Here is a 16,314-nt window from a genome sequence, read left to right as displayed (position 1 = left end):
TAAAGATGCTAAGGCCATAAGTAACACGATGTTCGTCGCGTATTTATTGGTCAAAGCCCTGTATGATCGGCGCCCCGCAGGATGACGGGGTTCATCCTTTGCTGAGAATGTCTCGCGTTGCACTGGGGCATTATTCGACGAAGGGTCGACTTATGACATTTTGTTGCATCAACTTTTTTATCTGTCCTTGCATCTAAGCTCATTTAACCCGAGCAGCAGGGGTGGAACGGCACACCTTCGTGCCACGCGGGCGCTCTTCGAGAAAAGCGCCTGATTGAAAACCGGGCCGGCAATGCGTTGCCGGTCCACTCAGCTAAAGGCTCTGATACTCCCATGTCCGATCGTTTCGAACTCTTCCTCACTTGCCCAAAAGGCCTTGAAGGCCTGCTCATCGAGGAAGCCGTCGGGCTTGGCCTTGAGGACGCACGTGAGCACACCTCTGCCGTGCGCGGCATGGCTACCATGGAAACCGCTTATCGCCTGTGCCTGTGGTCGCGTCTGGCGAACCGCGTGCTGCTGGTGCTCAAGCGCTTCCCGATGAAGGACGCCGAAGACCTCTACCACGGCGTGCTCGATATCGAGTGGCAAGACCACATGCTCAACGACGGCACCCTGGCCGTCGAGTTCAGCGGTCACGGCTCGGGTATCGACAACACCCACTTCGGTGCCTTGAAGGTCAAGGACGCCATCGTCGACAAACTGCGCACCCCGCAGGGCGACCGTCCGTCGATCGACAAACTCAACCCGGACCTGCGTATTCACCTGCGCCTGGACCGTGGCGAAGCGATTCTTTCCCTCGATCTGTCCGGCCACAGCCTGCATCAGCGCGGCTATCGCTTGCAGCAAGGCGCAGCGCCGCTGAAGGAAAACCTCGCGGCCGCGATCCTGATCCGTTCCGGCTGGCCGCGCATCGCTGCTGAAGGCGGCGCACTGGCTGACCCGATGTGCGGTGTTGGTACCTTCCTCGTGGAAGCAGCGATGATCGCCGCCGATATGGCGCCGAACCTGCGCCGTGAGCAGTGGGGCTTCACCGCCTGGCTCGGCCACGTGCCGGCGTTGTGGAAAAAACTGCATGAAGAAGCTGTCGAGCGGGCCGCTGCCGGTCTGGCCAAGCCGCCGCTGTGGATTCGCGGTTACGAAGCGGACCCGCGCCTGATTCAACCGGGCCGCAACAACGTCGAACGCGCCGGCCTGAGCGAGTGGATCAAGATCTATCAGGGCGAGGTCGCGACCTTCGAGCCGCGTCCGGACCAGAACCAGAAAGGCCTGGTGATCTGCAACCCACCGTACGGCGAGCGTCTGGGCGACGAGGCGAGCTTGCTCTACCTCTATCAGAACCTCGGCGAACGTCTGCGTCAGGCGTGCCTGAACTGGGAAGCGGCGGTGTTCACCGGCGCGCCGGACCTGGGCAAGCGCATGGGCATTCGCAGCCACAAACAGTATTCGTTCTGGAACGGCGCCTTGCCGTGCAAGCTGCTGCTGATCAAAGTGCTGCCGGATCAATTCGTCACCGGCGAGCGTCGCACGCCTGAACAGCGTCAGGCCGAGCGCGAGCAGGCTGACTACGATCAGGCGCCGAACGAGCCGCAAGAGCGCAAGTACAACAAAAACGGCAACCCGATCAAACCAACGCCAGCACCGGCGCCGGTGGTCGAGCAGCCGCGCCTGAGCGAAGGCGGGCAGATGTTTGCCAATCGCCTGCAAAAAAACCTCAAGGCGCTGGGCAAGTGGGTCAAGCGTGAAGGCATCGATTGCTACCGCGTCTACGATGCCGACATGCCGGAATATTCCATGGCCATCGACCTGTATCACGATTGGGTCCACGTCCAGGAATACGCCGCACCGAAATCCATCGACCCGGAAAAAGCCTCGGCGCGCATGTTCGATGCGTTGGCGGCCATTCCGCAGGCGTTGAACATCGACAAGAGCCGCGTGGTGGTCAAGCGCCGCGAACGTCAGAGCGGCACCAAGCAATACGAGCGTCAGGCTGCGCAGGGCAAGTTTGTCGAGGTCAATGAAGGCGGCGTGAAGCTGCTGGTCAACCTCACCGATTACCTCGACACCGGCCTGTTCCTCGACCACCGGCCAATGCGCATGCGCATTCAGAAAGAGGCTGCCGGCAAGCGCTTCCTCAATCTGTATTGCTACACCGCCACCGCCAGTGTTCATGCGGCCAAGGGCGGCGCGCGCAGCACCACCAGTGTCGACTTGTCGAAAACCTATCTGGACTGGGCGCGGCGCAACCTGTCGTTGAACGGTTTCTCCGACAAGAACCGTCTGGAGCAGAGCGATGTGATGGTTTGGCTGGAAGCCAGTCGTGACGAGTACGACCTGATCTTCATCGACCCGCCGACCTTCTCCAACTCCAAGCGCATGGAAGGCATCTTCGACGTGCAGCGTGACCAGGTGCAGTTGATCGATCTGGCCATGGCGCGACTGGCCCCGGGCGGGGTGTTGTACTTCTCCAACAACTTCCGCAAGTTCGAGCTGGAGGCCAATCTCTCCGAGCGTTACGCGATCGAAGAGATTACCGCCCAGACCATCGATCCGGATTTTGCCCGTAACGCCAAGATCCACCGCGCCTGGAAAATCACGGCTCGTTGACACCTGAAAAGATTGGATCCACAGAGCCTTGATTTTAAAAGGCTCTTGGATTCTTCCGGGACTGGTCAAATTAGTGGCTAATAGCTATAACTCAACTCAGGGCCAAAGGGCTTTCCCGCACCTGGCGTTTTGAGTTGCGTCTATGTCGTTGCACGCCGTGCGCCCAAAAATCCTGGGGTTTATCAGCGAAGATGTCTCGGCCTGGCTGGTCGCGATGTTGGTTTTGCTCATCGGCGGAATTCTCACCGGATTGCTGGCCTGGTCGACGCTGAACCTTTTCCACCATCAATTGCGGCAACGTTTCCAACTGCTGGCCAGTGAACGTTACAGCCGTATCGCAGAACGTTTCGAAGATCAGGAACAGCGCCTTGATGGCCTGCGCCGGTTCTTTGCCAATTCCGATTCGGTTTCACGCGACGAATTCGACGGCTACACCCAACCTCTATTGCACCGGACCCAGGCCTATTCCTTTGCTGAACGGGTAAGTCATGGCGATCGCGCGGCGTTCGAGCAGCGTGCGCGTGAGGAGGGGCTGAACGGTTTCACCCTGCGTGAACTCAATGCCGACGGCCAACTGCAATTGGCCGCTGAACGGGATGAATACGTGGCGGTGCTGTACAGCCAGACCCAAAGCAAACTTGGCGCACCGCTCGGTTACGACTTGCTGGCGCAGCCGCTGCGACGAACGACCCTGGAACGCGCCGATGAGCTGCGCGGCATGGCGGTGTCACAACCGATGCACCTGGTCAGCATCGAGCCGGCGTATGCGCGGGGGGTGCTGCTTGTCGCGCCGGTCATGCTGCGCGATAGCCCGGAGGACCCGAGCCGTAAACCGTTTGGCTATGTCATGGCGGTGATCAGCATGCGCCAGTTGCTGGCGGATGGTTTGCCGGAGGCGGGCCGTGACTACCTCACGGTACGCATCCTCGACTTATCCACAGGCGACCAGCACGAGGTTCTGTTTGAATCGCCGAACACACCGGCCCTCAGTGACTTGTCCGCAACCCGGCTGCTACGCCTGGCCGATCATGATTACCAAGTCGATATCCAGCCTAGCGAGGCTTTCCTGAAGGCCAATCATTCATCAGTGACCACGATGGTGGTGCTCGGTGGTTTGCTCAGCCTGTTGCTCAGTGCCTTGCTCTACGTGCTGGTCAGTCAGCGGCAACGGGCGCTGAGGATGGTCGATCAGCGCACCGAGGAACTGCGCGCCCGCGAACAAGAATTGCGTGGCACCCACGGCCAGCTGCGCGGCGTTCTGAATGCCGCGACTCAGGTGGCGATCATTGCCACGGACTTGCGCGGAGTGATCAGCACCTTCAATGCCGGCGCCGAGCAGATGCTCGGTTACAAGGCGACCGAGGTGGTGGGCCACATGACCCTGGAAAACCTGCACCTGCCCCGGGAGCTCATGGCTCGTTCGGCGGAATTGAGTGCGCGTTACGGCAAACCGATTCCAGCGTGCCACGCGATGCTGGTCGAAGGCGGCGAGGAGAATGGTCATGAGGCTCGGGAGTGGACGCTGGTGCGGGGTGATGGCAGCCATTTGACGGTCAACATGCTTGCAACCCCGGTCCTTGACGAGCAAGGCCTGTGGGTCGGGCATCTGGCAATTTGCATCGACATCACCGAACGCAAGCGCGTGCACGAGGCGTTGGCCGCGCGGGACTTGTTGTTGAAGAAACTCAGCGCCCACGTGCCCGGCGGCATCTATCAGTTCAAGATGGAATTCGACGGTCGCTTCAGCGTGATTTACGCCAGTGACGGTATCCGTGAGATCTACGAGCTCGAACCGGACGTGCTTTTACTCGATGCCGAAGCGATCTTCACGCGGATTCATCCCCAGGACACCACCCGCGTCCGAGCTTCGATCCGCGCCTCGGCGGACACCATCAGCCCATGGCGCGAGGAATACCGCGTGCAACTGCCCCAGCGTGGTTTGCGTTGGGTGCGCGGCGAAGCGACCCCGGAGGAATTGCCCGGCGGCGGTGTGCTCTGGCATGGCTACATCTCGGACATTTCCGATATGAAGCGGGTGGAAGAGGAACTGCGGGCGCTTTCGATTACCGACGCCCTGACGGGCATCCACAACCGCCGTTATTTCCAGGAGCGTCTGACCGTCGAGATGGCTCGGGTCGAGCGCGGTGGTGGCGAGCTGTCGGTGATCATGCTCGACATCGACCATTTCAAGCGCATCAATGACCAGTACGGCCACGCGGTCGGCGACCGGGTGTTGCAGGCGGTCTGTGAACGAATCGGCCAGCGGTTGCGCCGCACGGATGTGTTCTGCCGTTTGGGCGGCGAAGAGTTCATGGTGCTTTGCCCGGACATCGGCGGCGAACAGGCCCATGGGTTGGCCGTGGAATTGTGGCAAAGCCTGCGCAGCGCACCGATTGATGAAGTCGGGGTGGTGACGGCGAGTTTCGGGATTGCCAGTTGGCGCGTCGACGAGGGCGTGGATGCATTGCTGCTGCGGGCAGATTCGGGGGTTTACGCGGCGAAGCAGGGCGGCAGGGATCGGGTTCAGGGTGAAGCGATTTGATCCGGCCCACACACGAAATCCGTAGGAGCCGGCTTGCTGGCGATGGCGGCACATCATTCAACATTGATGGTGCCTGACACACCGTCATCGCCAGCAAGCCGGCTCCTACAGAGGACGCATCGTGTACGCCTGTAGGAGCTGTCGAGTGCAACGAGGCTGCGATCTTTTGATTTTCTGGCGTTAAAGAACCGAAGCGGTCTGCGGCAGTTTCGGCTGGCGATACAGATCCAGCAGCACCTGATCCAGTACCGACGACGCGCCAAACGGTGCCTTGTCGTTGAGGATCGCCACCACCGCCCAGGTGTTGCCATTGATATCGCGGCTGAACCCGGCAATCGCGCGCACGGTGTTCAGGGTGCCGGTCTTGACGTGGGCTTCACCGCGCATGGCCGTGGTCTTCAGGCGTTTGCGCATGGTGCCGTCGGTGCCGGCAATCGGCATGGAACTGATGTACTCGGCGGCGTAAGGGCTGCGCCACGCGGCTTGCAGCATCGACGCCATCTCCCGGGCGCTGACGCGTTCGGCGCGGGACAGGCCGGAGCCGTTCTCCATCACCAGGTGCGGTGCGGTGATGCCTTTCTTCGCCAGCCACTGACGCACTACGCGCTGGGCGGCCTTGGCGTCGTCGCCGTCGGCATCGGTGCGGTATTTCTGGCCCAGGCTCAGGAACAACTGCTGGGCCATGGTGTTGTTACTGTATTTGTTGATGTCGCGGATGATTTCCGCAAGGTCCGGCGAGAATGCCCGCGCCAGCACCTTGGCGTCTTTAGGCGTTGGCGCCAGGACGTCCTTGCCCTGGATGCTGCCACCCAGTTCCTTCCAGATCGCGCGCACGGCGCCAGCGGTGTAGGTCGCGTGGTCGAGCAGCGACAGGTAAGTCTGCGAGCTGCAACCTTCACCCAACTGACCGCCGACCGTGACGGTCACGCTGCCATCGGCCTGCGGCACCGGGTTGTAGCGCACGCCGCCGGTGCATTGCTTGGAATTGAGCGCCTTGACCTGATTGTCGATGCGAATGCTGGCGATCGGCGGCTCTACCGAGACCAGGACTTTGCCCGAGTCATTGCGCGCAACAAAGCGCAGGGCCTTGAGGTTGACCAGCAGGGCATCGGGTTTGACCAGGAACGGTTTGTTCTCGTCGTTGCCGTCGTCGTTGAATTCGGGCAGTTGCGGCTGCACGAAGAAGTTCTTGTCCAGCACCAGATCGCCGGTGACCTGGGTCACGCCATTGGCGCGCAGGTCGCGCATCAACAGCCAGAGTTTTTCCATGTTCAGCTTCGGATCGCCGCCGCCCTTGAGGTAAAGGTTACCGTTGAGGATGCCGCCGCTGAGGGTGCCGTCGGTATAGAACTCGGTTTTCCACTGGTGGTTCGGGCCGAGCATTTCCAGGGCCGCGTAGGTGGTGACCAGTTTCATGGTCGACGCCGGGTTGACCGACACGTCGGCGTTGAAAATGGTCGGGGTGCCGGGGCCGTTCAGCGGGATCATCACCAGCGACAGGGCGTTGTCCTGCAACTTGCTGGCTTTGAGGGCTTTTTCAACGTTGGGCGATAACGCGGTGTTGATCGGTTCAGCGGAAACGGGGAGGGCCAGGGGAAGAAGAAGGCCGGCCAGCAGCAATGGACGCAACGATTTGATCATCTGAAATAAAACCCTACAGCCGAGGGGAAAAAAACGAGGGCATGAAGATAAATTCCCTCAGTGGTCATGAAAGTGTCGGCATTATGCCCCAAGGTGTCGCGGCTTGTGCCTTGCCTTGGCCCACTAATCCGCTATTTTTTTACCGACGGTAGGCGTGGCGCCGTTCAGAGACGGGCAATCGGCGGCTTAAACTGCTAAAGTGCCGCCCGTTATTACTTATGAGGATTGTTCCAATGGCGACTAACCGTTCCCAGCGTCTGCGCAAAAAACTGTGCGTCGATGAATTTCAAGAGCTGGGTTTCGAGCTGAACCTGGATTTCAAAGAAGATTTGGCTGATGAAGCCATTGATGCTTTCCTCGACGCGTTCCTCAAAGAAGCCATGGAAGCCAACGGTCTGGGCTATGTTGGCGGCGACGACTTCGGTCTGGTTTGCCTGCAGAAGCGTGGCTCGGTGTCCGAAGAGCAGCGTGCAGCGGTTGAAGCCTGGCTCAAAGGCCGCAGCGAACTGACCGAAGCGACTGTCAGCCCGCTGATCGACGTCTGGTACCCGGAAAAGCCGATCAATCCGGTAGCTTGATGTCATGAAAAACGGCGACCTTAAGGTCGCCGTTTTTTTTGGAAGATCAAAAGATCGTCCGAACGCGGCCCGAGCCTTCGGCAGCCCCTACAGGGCCTGCGTGAACCTCGTAGGAGCCGGCTTGCTGGCGATGCTTTTCAGACCTTACGCCAATTCAAAATCACCAGCGTCAAAACCCCCGCCACAATCCCCCAGAACGCCGAACCGATGGAAAACAGCGTCAGCCCCGACGCCGTGACCATGAAGGTGATCAGCGCCGCTTCCCGCTCTTTCGCTTCGCTCATGGCAATGCTCAAGCCATTGATGATCGAGCCGAACAACGCCAGCGCGGCAATCGACAGCACCAACTCTTTAGGCAACGCCGCAAACAATGCCGCCAACGTCGCGCCGAACACCCCGGCGATCCCGTAGAAAATCCCGCACCAGACAGCCGCCGTGTAGCGCTTGTTGCGATCCTCGTGGGCATGCGGCCCGGTGCAGATGGCTGCGCTGATGGCCGCCAGGTTGATCCCGTGGGAGCCAAACGGCGCCAGCAACAGCGAGGCGATGCCGGTGGTGGTGATCAGCGGCGAGGCCGGCACGTTGTAACCGTCGGCGCGCAGCACGGCGATACCGGGCATGTTTTGCGAGGTCATCGCCACCACGAACAGCGGAATGCCGATGCTGATGGTCGCCGCCAGGGAGAAGTGCGGGGTGGTCCAGACGGGCGTTGCCACTTCCAGATGAAAACCGCTGAAGTCCAGCAGGCCCATGAATCCGGACAGCGCCGTGCCAATCAATAACGCGCCTAGCACCGCATAGCGGGGGGAGAGGCGTTTGACTACCAGATAGGTGAAGAACATGCCCAGCACCAGCGCGGTGCGGTGCTGGGCGGCAACGAAGATCTCGCTGCCGATCTTGAACAGAATCCCCGCCAGCAATGCGGCTGCCAACGATGCCGGGATCTTTTTCACCAGGCGTTCGAAGCTGCCGGTCAGCCCGCAAATGGTCACCAGCACCGCGCAAGTAATATATGCACCAATGGCTTCGCCATAACTCACCCCACCGAGGCTGGTGATCAGCAGCGCGGCACCGGGGGTCGACCAGGCAATGGTGATCGGCGTGCGATAGCGCAGCGACAGGCCAATGGAACACACCGCCATGCCGATGGAAATCGCCCAGATCCACGACGAAATCTGCCCGCTGGTCAGCCCCGCTGCTTGCCCGGCCTGGAACATCAGCACCAGGGAACTGGTGTAGCCGGTCATCATCGCGATGAAGCCGGCGACGATGGCCGAAGGCGAAGTGTCGGCCAATGGGCGCAACTGGGTGTGCGTGGCGTCGTTCATGACGGGGCGTTCCTTATACGGGTGAAGATGTTCGCAACGCCGCAACCCTCTGTAGGAGCCGGCTTGCTGGCGATAGCGCCCTTAAGTCTGCGCAAGCCTCAAGGCTGAATCGCCAGCAAGCCGGCTCCTATAGGGTTTCAAGCGCGGCGGATTCTGCGATCAAGCCTAAACTCAAACGTAATGGATCGTTGCGATACAGCGGAAGTGACAAACAGCCGTACAGTCGTGTTGCCACTAAGCATTGTGTACAATCGCCATGTTTTTTACGCGATACTTGCCAGCGACCCACTGTGCCGTATTACAGTCACGGTCAATTCGCCGCAGTTCTCCCGACTCGAGTGCCCATGAACGAACAGTTGCAGCCCCTCAAGAAACAACCGCGAGCAGGCAAAGCCGGCCGCAGCGGTACTCAGGACGATATTGTCTACGCGCATATCTTCGAGGCGATCCTCGAACAGCGTCTGGCGCCCGGCACCAAGTTGAGCGAAGAAGCGCTGGGGGAAATTTTCGGGGTCAGCCGCACCATCATTCGCCGCGCGCTGTCGCGCCTGGCCCATGAAAGCGTGGTTCTGCTGCGTCCGAACCGTGGTGCAGTCGTGGCCAGCCCGAGCGTCGAAGAGGCGCGCCAGGTGTTCATGGCCCGGCGTCTGGTAGAACGCGCAATCACTGAATTGGCGGTTCAGCACGCCACCGCCGAGCAAATCGCCGAATTGCGGCAGATGGTCAACGACGAACGCGACAGCTTTTCCCGTGGCGATCGCGGTGCGGGTATCCGTCTGTCGGGTGAATTCCACCTGAAACTGGCCGAAGCGGCGAAAAACGCGCCGTTGATCAGCTTCCAGCGCAGCCTGGTGTCGCAGACTTCGCTGATCATCGCCCAGTACGAAAGCGGCAACCGTTCCCATTGCTCGTACGACGAGCATACCCAGTTGATCGACGCCATTGAAAAGCGCGACGCTGAACTGGCGGTGAACCTGATGATGCACCACATGGATCACATCGACAGCAAACTCAACCTCGACGAAGAAAGTGCGTCGGATGATTTGCATGCGGTGTTTTCGCATCTGTTGCAGACCAAGAAGCCAGGGCGGTCGGCCGCGAAACTCTGACAGACCGAGGTGTGTTTATCGCTGGCTTGCCAGCGATGGCGGACTGACAGGCAATAAAAATCCCCCAGGCTGAAAAGCGATGGGGGATTTTTTATGCCCGGAAAAAACTCAGCGCTGATGCACCAGATTTCCCGCCGCATAGGTCTGCTGCACAGTCCGGTCATCCCCCAGCGTCATCAACACAAACAACGTCTCGGCAATGTTATTCGCCTGCTTCAAGCGATAACCCAGCAACGGCGTGGCGTTGTAGTCCAGCACCAGGAAGTCCGCATCGCTGCCCGGTTGCAGGTTGCCGATCTTGTCTTCCAGACGCAGCGCACGAGCGCCGCCGAGGGTTGCCAGGTACAGCGACTTGAACGGGCTCAGGCGCGCACCTTGCAGCTGCATGACCTTGTACGCTTCGTTCAACGTTTGCAGCAGTGAGAAACTGGTGCCGCCACCGACGTCGGTGCCAATACCGACATTCAGTTTGTGCTTCTCGGCCATCGGCAGGTTGAACAGGCCGCTGCCGAGGAAGAAGTTCGACGTCGGGCAGAAGGCGATCGCCGAGCCGGTTTCCGCTAGGCGTGCGCACTCGTCGTCGCACAGGTGCACGCCGTGGGCAAACACCGAGCGCTCGCCCAGCAGCTGATAGTGATCGTAAACGTCCAGGTAGCCTTTGCGCTCCGGGAACAGCTCCTTGACCCACTCGATTTCCTTGAGGTTTTCGCTGATGTGGGTCTGCATGTAAAGGTCAGGGAATTCGCTGAGCAACTGGCCGGCGAGGGTCAGCTGTTCCGGGGTGCTGGTCGGTGCGAAGCGCGGGGTGACGGCGTAGTGCAGGCGACCCTTGCCGTGCCAGCGCTCGATCAGCGCCTTGCTTTCGACGTAGCTCGATTCCGCGGTGTCGGTCAGGTAGTCGGGGGCGTTACGGTCCATCATCACCTTGCCGGCGATCATCCGCAGGTCGAGCTGTTCAGCGGCTTCGAAGAACGAGTTCACCGATTGCGGATGCACGCTGCCGAATACCAGCGCGGTGGTGGTGCCGTTGCGCAGCAGTTCCTTGATGAAAATGTCCGCGACTTCATCGGCGTGGGCCTTGTCGGCGAATTGGCTTTCGCACGGGAAGGTGTAGGTGTTGAGCCAATCCAGCAGTTGTTCGCCGTACGCACCGACCATGCCGGTTTGCGGCAGGTGGATGTGGGTGTCGATGAAACCAGGAGTGATCAGCGCATCCTGGTAATGGGTGATTTCGATGTCGGCCGGCAGGGTTGGCAGCAATTCAGAGGCGTGACCGAGGGCGCTGATCTTGCCGTTATCGATCACCAGCAGGCCGTCCTCGAAATACTCGAAGGAGGCTTCGATCCCGACTTCGGCGGGGTCGGCGATGCTGTGCAGAATGGCGGCGCGGTAGGCTTTGCGAGTCAAAGGCATGGTCATTCTCAATTAGAGGCTTGGCTGCGGCGTGAAGCAGGCAGCAGTTTGGCAATCGATGATCCGGCGCTGACAGTCTGCTGGCCGAAATTCGCGTTATAGGTGGCGATGATCTCGCCGGCGATGGAGATGGCGATTTCCACAGGCAACTTGCCTTTGACTTCGCCGATGCCCATCGGGCAGCGCATGCGCTGCACCACGCTGCTGTCGAAACCGCGATCACGCAGGCGATGTTCGAACTTCACCCGTTTGGTCTTCGAACCGATCAGGCCGAAGTAGGCGAAGTCGTTGCGTTTGAGGAGCGCGGCAGTGAGTTCGAGGTCGAGCTGGTGGTTGTGGGTCATGACGATGCAGTAGCTGCCGGCGGGCAGGTCGTCGATTTCATCGACCGGTTCTTCGCTGACGATCTTGCGCACGCCGTGGGGGATCTGCTCAGGGAATTCGTCATCCCGCGAGTCGATCCAGCGCACCCGGCACGGCAGGCTGGCGAGCAGCGGTACCAGTGCGCGGCCGACGTGACCGGCGCCGAACACGGCGATTTGCGCTTGCACCTGGCCCATCGGTTCGAACAGCAAAACGGTCGCGCCGCCGCAGCACTGGCCCAGGCTGGCGCCGAGGCTGAAGCGTTCCAGATGCGTATCCTGCTTGCCGCTGGCGAGCATGTCGCGGGCGATCTGCATGGCTTTGTATTCCAGGTGCCCGCCACCGATGGTGTCGAAGGCCTGGCGGGCGCTGATGACCATCTTCGAACCGGCATTGCGCGGCGTCGAGCCGAGCTCTTCGATGATGGTCACCAACACGCAGGGTTCACCCCGGTTCTGCAGGTCGGCGAGGGCGTCGATCCAGTTGTACATGTTTCACCTCAACATCTCTGTTGTCAGTTCGGGCCTCATCGCTGGCAAGCCAGCTCCCACAGTGCTTTGTGGTGCCCACAGAATTTGGATTCACACAAATCCTGTGGGAGCTGGCTTGCCAGCGATGGCCGCACCTCGGTCCTTAGAGCGGAGCCAACTCGGTTTCAGCCTCGACAGCCTTCGCCACCGTCAACTGGCGCATCTGCTCACAACCCCACAACACCCGCTCCGGGGTCGCCGGTGCGTCGATTTTCGGTTGATGCTTGTAGTCGCCCAAACTCGCCACGGCGTCCTTGATCGCGCACCACGCGGCGATGCCGAGCATGAACGGCGGCTCGCCCACAGCCTTGGAGTGGAACACCGTGTCTTCCGGATTCTTGCGGTTTTCCACCAGCTTCACCCGCAGGTCCAGGGGCATGTCCGCCACGGCCGGGATCTTGTAGCTGGCCGGGCCATTGGTCATCAACTTGCCTTTGTTGTTCCACACCAGTTCTTCCATGGTCAGCCAACCCATGCCCTGGATGAAGCCGCCCTCGACCTGACCGATGTCGATGGCCGGGTTCAGCGAAGCGCCGACGTCATGGAGGATGTCGGTGCGCAGCATTTTGTATTCGCCCGTCAGGGTGTCGACCAGCACTTCACAGCACGCCGCGCCGAAAGCGAAGTAGTAGAACGGACGGCCGCGAGCCTGACTGCGGTCGTAGTAGATTTTCGGGGTCTTGTAGAACCCGGTGCTCGATAGCGAAACCTGGGCGAAGTACGCCTGCTGGATCAGCGCTTCGAAGGTCAGGATGTGGTCGCGAACCCGCACGTGGCCGTTGTGGAATTCCACGTCTTCTTCGCTGACCCTGTATTGCCGCGCGGCGAATTCCACCAGGCGTTGCTTGATGATTTCAGCGGCGTTCTGCGCGGCTTTGCCGTTGAGGTCGGCACCACTGGAAGCAGCGGTTGGCGAGGTGTTCGGCACCTTGTCGGTGTTGGTCGCGGTGATCTGTACGCGGTCCATTTCCACCTGGAACACTTCGGCCACGACCTGCGCGACTTTGGTGTTCAGGCCCTGGCCCATTTCGGTGCCGCCGTGGTTCAGGTGGATGCTGCCGTCGGTGTAGACATGCACCAGCGCACCGGCCTGGTTGAGGAAGCTGGCGGTGAAGGAAATACCGAATTTCACCGGGGTCAGCGCCAGGCCTTTTTTCAGGATCGGGCTGTTGGCGTTGTAGCGGCGGATCGCTTCGCGACGTTCGGCGTACTGGCTGCTTTCTTCCAGTTCGGCGGTCATTTCCTCGAGCATGTTGTGCTCGACGGTCTGGTAGTAATGGGTGACGTTGCGTTCGGTCTTGCCGTAATAGTTGGCCTTGCGCACCGCCAGCGGATCGAGGGCCAGATGGCGGGCGATGGCGTCCATTACTTCTTCGATGGCGACCATACCTTGCGGGCCGCCGAAACCACGGTAAGCAGTATTCGACGCGGTGTTGGTCTTGCAGCGGTGACCGTTGATGGTCGCGTCGCCCAGGTAGTACGAGTTGTCCGAGTGGAACATCGCGCGGTCGACAATCGACGCCGACAAGTCCGGCGAGCAACCGCAGTTGCCGGCCAGTTCCAAAGCAATCCCGTGCAGGCGACCGGTGCTGTCGAAGCCGACGTCATACTCGACATAGAACGGGTGACGCTTGCCGGTCATCAACATGTCTTCGACGCGCGGCAGACGCATCTTGGTCGGCTGGCCGGTCAGGTGCGCGATCACCGCGCACAAACATGCCGGGCTCGCGGCTTGAGTTTCCTTGCCGCCGAAACCACCGCCCATGCGACGCATGTCGACGACGATCTTGTTCATCGACACGTCCAGCACTTCCGCCACCAGCTTCTGCACTTCGGTTGGGTTCTGGGTCGAGCAATAGACGATCATGCCGCCGTCTTCGGTGGGCATCACCGACGAGATCTGGGTTTCCAGATAGAAGTGTTCCTGACCGCCGATGTGCAGCGTGCCCTGGATGCGATGTTCAGCAGTGGCCAGGGCAGTCGCCGAATCGCCGCGCTGATGGGTGTGGCTATCGAGCACGAAATGGCGTTTGCGCAGGGCTTCGACCACGTCCAGCACTGGCTCCAGATCTTCGTATTCGATGATCGCGGCCATCGCTGCTTTGCGCGCGGTTTCCAGGTCTTTCGCGGCGACGGCGATCACCGGTTGGCCGACGAATTCCACGGTGTCGATCGCCAGCAACGGATCGCCCGGCAGCAACGGGCCGATGTCTTTCAGGCCCGGTACGTCTTCGTGGGTAATGGCGATGCGTACGCCTTCGAAGGCGTAGCAGGGCTGGGTGTCGATGCTGATGATTTTCGCGTGGGCGCGGTCAGACAGGCGTGCATAGACGTGCAGCTGATTCGGAAATTCCAGGCGATCGTCGATGTACTGCGCTTCACCGGACACATGCTTGGCGGCGCTGTCGTGCTTGACGCTGCGGCCGACACCGGTGGTCAGGTCCTTGGCGAACAGTTCCGCCAGTTCGGCCTGGGTCTTCTCTGCGGCGTGATGATTAGACATAAGCGGTCACCCGGGTCTCGATGTGCGGTGTTTGCAGTTCGATGAAGTATTTGCGCAGCAGGTTCTGCGCGCTGAGCAGGCGATATTCCTTGCTGGCGCGGAAGTCCGACAGCGGCGTGAAATCTTCGGCCAGTGCGGCGCAGGCGCGTTCGAGCGTGGCGCTGTTGAACGGCGCATTGCGCAATACGGTTTCGCAGGCGTTGGCACGTTTCGGAATGGCCGCCATACCGCCGAAGGCAACGCGGGCGTCGGCGATCACACCGTTTTCCAGACGGATGTTGAAGGCGGCGCAGACAGCAGAGATGTCATCGTCCAGACGCTTGGAAACCTTGTAGGCGCGGAACAGCTGTTCGGCGCTGGCGCGGGGCACGATGATCTTCTCGATGAACTCGCTTTCCTGACGTGCGGTGACGCGGTAATCGATGAAGTAATCTTCCAGCGCCATCGTCCGGCGGGTTTCGCCCTTGCACAGGACGATCTGCGCGCCCAAGGCAATCAGCAGCGGTGGCGAGTCACCGATCGGCGAAGCGTTGCCGATGTTGCCGCCCAGGGTGCCCTGGTTGCGGATTTGCAAGGAAGCGAAGCGCTGCAGCAATTCGCCGAAGTCCGGGTACTCGGCCTTCAGCGCTTCGTAGCAATCGGAGAGGGCGGTGGCGGCACCGATTTCCAGGCGGTCGTCGAAGCGTTCGATACGTTTCATTTCGGCGACGTTGCCGACGTAGATCATCACCGGCAGGGTGCGGTGGAACTGCGTGACTTCCAGCGCCAGGTCGGTGCCACCGGCGAGCAGGCGGGCTTGTGGGTAAGCGTCGTAGAGATCGGCCAGATCGGCCACGGTCAGCGGCACCAGACAGCGTTTGTCGCCGCTGTTGAGTTCGCCGATGTCGGTGGGTGCGATGGCTTTCAGGCGGGCGATGGTCTCGGCTTCTCGGGCGTCGAACTGATCGGGCTGCTTGCCGCAGCAAGATTGTTGGGCCGCTTCCAGAATTGGCCGATAGCCAGTGCAACGGCAGAGGTTGCCGGCGAGCGCTTCGTGGGCTTTATGGGAATCGGGCTCGTCACTGTTCTTTTGCAGCGCGAACAGCGACATCACGAAACCGGGGGTGCAAAAGCCGCATTGCGAACCGTGGCACTCGACCATGGCTTTCTGCACGCTGTGCAGCTCACCTTTGTGCTTGAGGTCTTCAACGCTGATGAGCTGTTTGCCGTGCAAGGACGAAACGAACGTCAGGCACGAGTTGAGGCTGCGATAGCGAATGTGTTCGCGGCCATCCTCATCGGTCTGCAATTCGCCGACCACCACGGTGCACGCGCCGCAGTCACCGCTGGCGCAGCCTTCTTTGGTACCGGGTTTGCCCACATGGTCGCGCAAATAGTTGAGCACGGTCAGGTTCGGGTCCAGGGCGTGCTCGCTACGGAGTTCCTGGTTTAGTAAAAACTGGATCACGGAAGGCCTCGCAGACTCATTATTGTTGTTAACCGATATGAACCGAATTTAGCAGGTCTGACTTTTCGGTCAATGATTTTCTGACTTAAAGGTCAGGAAAGCCCATTTTGTCGATTAACCACTGGTTTCTTCAGTATTGACCCTCGTGGGCTAGCCTGCTTTTTGCTTGAATCGTGCCAAAAACCACCCGGCGGGCACTCCGCCATGACGTATCAATTGCGCTACACTGCGCCGCTTGTGCAAATCGAAGAGTTTG

The 16,314-nt window shown here is 60.3% G+C and carries 10 protein-coding genes; 4 read left to right on the top strand and 6 right to left on the bottom strand.

Features of this window, described 5'->3' with window-relative positions; translation table 11 throughout:
* Positions 1-333 precede the first annotated feature (333 nt).
* Together rlmKL and KGB21_RS01560 are read left to right on the top strand one after the other, a co-directional pair.
* The gene (gene rlmKL, locus KGB21_RS01565; protein ID WP_223503241.1) at positions 334-2,604 is read left to right on the top strand and encodes a bifunctional 23S rRNA (guanine(2069)-N(7))-methyltransferase RlmK/23S rRNA (guanine(2445)-N(2))-methyltransferase RlmL; all 2,271 of its coding nucleotides are present in this window, start codon (positions 334-336) and stop codon (positions 2,602-2,604) included.
* 142 nt (positions 2,605-2,746) lie between these two features.
* A complete protein-coding gene (locus KGB21_RS01560) occupies positions 2,747-5,146 on the top strand; it encodes a diguanylate cyclase (protein WP_223503239.1) in 2,400 nt (799 codons plus the stop codon).
* A 180-nt stretch (positions 5,147-5,326) separates the two neighbouring features.
* Here KGB21_RS01560 and dacB read toward each other — a convergent pair whose 3' ends face one another.
* Positions 5,327-6,787: a D-alanyl-D-alanine carboxypeptidase/D-alanyl-D-alanine-endopeptidase gene (gene dacB / locus KGB21_RS01555; protein ID WP_034147951.1), complete on the bottom strand. Its 1,461-nt coding sequence runs from the start codon at positions 6,785-6,787 to the stop codon at positions 5,327-5,329.
* Positions 6,788-7,020: 233 nt separating this feature from the next.
* On the opposite strand from dacB, the gene KGB21_RS01550 reads away from it, so the two are divergent.
* Positions 7,021-7,365, top strand: coding sequence for a YggL family protein (locus KGB21_RS01550; RefSeq protein ID WP_007896965.1), 345 nt, complete (start codon positions 7,021-7,023; stop codon positions 7,363-7,365).
* Positions 7,366-7,502: 137 nt separating this feature from the next.
* On the opposite strand, the gene KGB21_RS01545 is transcribed toward KGB21_RS01550, so the two are convergent.
* A complete protein-coding gene (locus KGB21_RS01545; RefSeq protein WP_034147950.1) occupies positions 7,503-8,693 on the bottom strand; it encodes a benzoate/H(+) symporter BenE family transporter in 1,191 nt (396 codons plus the stop codon).
* A 344-nt stretch (positions 8,694-9,037) separates the two neighbouring features.
* Here KGB21_RS01545 and KGB21_RS01540 point away from each other — a divergent pair, with 344 nt between their 5' ends.
* Positions 9,038-9,802: a GntR family transcriptional regulator gene (locus tag KGB21_RS01540; RefSeq protein ID WP_034147949.1), complete on the top strand. Its 765-nt coding sequence runs from the start codon at positions 9,038-9,040 to the stop codon at positions 9,800-9,802.
* Positions 9,803-9,910: 108 nt separating this feature from the next.
* Here KGB21_RS01540 and guaD read toward each other — a convergent pair whose 3' ends face one another.
* The 4 genes from guaD to xdhA all read right to left on the bottom strand — a co-directional run bounded on the left by guaD (position 9,911) and on the right by xdhA (position 16,058).
* On the bottom strand, positions 9,911-11,215 hold the full coding sequence (guaD, locus tag KGB21_RS01535; protein WP_034148018.1) for a guanine deaminase: 1,305 nt from the start codon (positions 11,213-11,215) through the stop codon (positions 9,911-9,913).
* An 8-nt stretch (positions 11,216-11,223) separates the two neighbouring features.
* On the bottom strand, positions 11,224-12,069 hold the full coding sequence (gene xdhC, locus KGB21_RS01530; RefSeq protein WP_223503237.1) for a xanthine dehydrogenase accessory protein XdhC: 846 nt from the start codon (positions 12,067-12,069) through the stop codon (positions 11,224-11,226).
* 142 nt (positions 12,070-12,211) lie between these two features.
* Entirely contained in the window at positions 12,212-14,611 is a 2,400-nt protein-coding gene (xdhB, locus tag KGB21_RS01525) for a xanthine dehydrogenase molybdopterin binding subunit (protein WP_223503235.1), read from the bottom strand.
* Positions 14,604-16,058 carry a xanthine dehydrogenase small subunit gene (gene xdhA / locus KGB21_RS01520; protein ID WP_034147946.1) on the bottom strand — a complete coding sequence of 485 codons (1,455 nt, stop codon included), beginning with the start codon at positions 16,056-16,058 and terminating at the stop codon, positions 14,604-14,606. The genes xdhB and xdhA overlap by 8 nt, the downstream gene beginning before the upstream one ends.
* Between the last annotated feature and the right edge of the window lie 256 nt (positions 16,059-16,314).

Origin of the sequence: Pseudomonas sp. GL-RE-29, assembly GCF_019947275.1 — a bacterium.
In the GTDB taxonomy this organism is placed as follows: domain Bacteria; phylum Pseudomonadota; class Gammaproteobacteria; order Pseudomonadales; family Pseudomonadaceae; genus Aquipseudomonas; species Aquipseudomonas fluorescens_A.
The sequence above is the reverse complement of the archived record's forward strand: the minus strand, read 5'-3'. Positions and strand labels throughout refer to the sequence as shown.

What these genes read in the sequence shown, in the direction of transcription:
- KGB21_RS01540 (WP_034147949.1), top strand. Translation starts at nt 9,038, where the DNA reads ATGAACGAACAGTTGCAGCCCCTCAAGAAACAACCGCGAGCAGGCAAA.
- KGB21_RS01550 (WP_007896965.1), top strand. Translation starts at nt 7,021, where the DNA reads ATGGCGACTAACCGTTCCCAGCGTCTGCGCAAAAAACTGTGCGTCGAT.
- xdhC (WP_223503237.1), bottom strand. Translation starts at nt 12,069, where the DNA reads ATGTACAACTGGATCGACGCCCTCGCCGACCTGCAGAACCGGGGTGAA.
- dacB (WP_034147951.1), bottom strand. Translation starts at nt 6,787, where the DNA reads ATGATCAAATCGTTGCGTCCATTGCTGCTGGCCGGCCTTCTTCTTCCC.
- KGB21_RS01545 (WP_034147950.1), bottom strand. Translation starts at nt 8,693, where the DNA reads ATGAACGACGCCACGCACACCCAGTTGCGCCCATTGGCCGACACTTCG.
- KGB21_RS01560 (WP_223503239.1), top strand. Translation starts at nt 2,747, where the DNA reads ATGTCGTTGCACGCCGTGCGCCCAAAAATCCTGGGGTTTATCAGCGAA.
- xdhB (WP_223503235.1), bottom strand. Translation starts at nt 14,611, where the DNA reads ATGTCTAATCATCACGCCGCAGAGAAGACCCAGGCCGAACTGGCGGAA.
- rlmKL (WP_223503241.1), top strand. Translation starts at nt 334, where the DNA reads ATGTCCGATCGTTTCGAACTCTTCCTCACTTGCCCAAAAGGCCTTGAA.
- guaD (WP_034148018.1), bottom strand. Translation starts at nt 11,215, where the DNA reads ATGCCTTTGACTCGCAAAGCCTACCGCGCCGCCATTCTGCACAGCATC.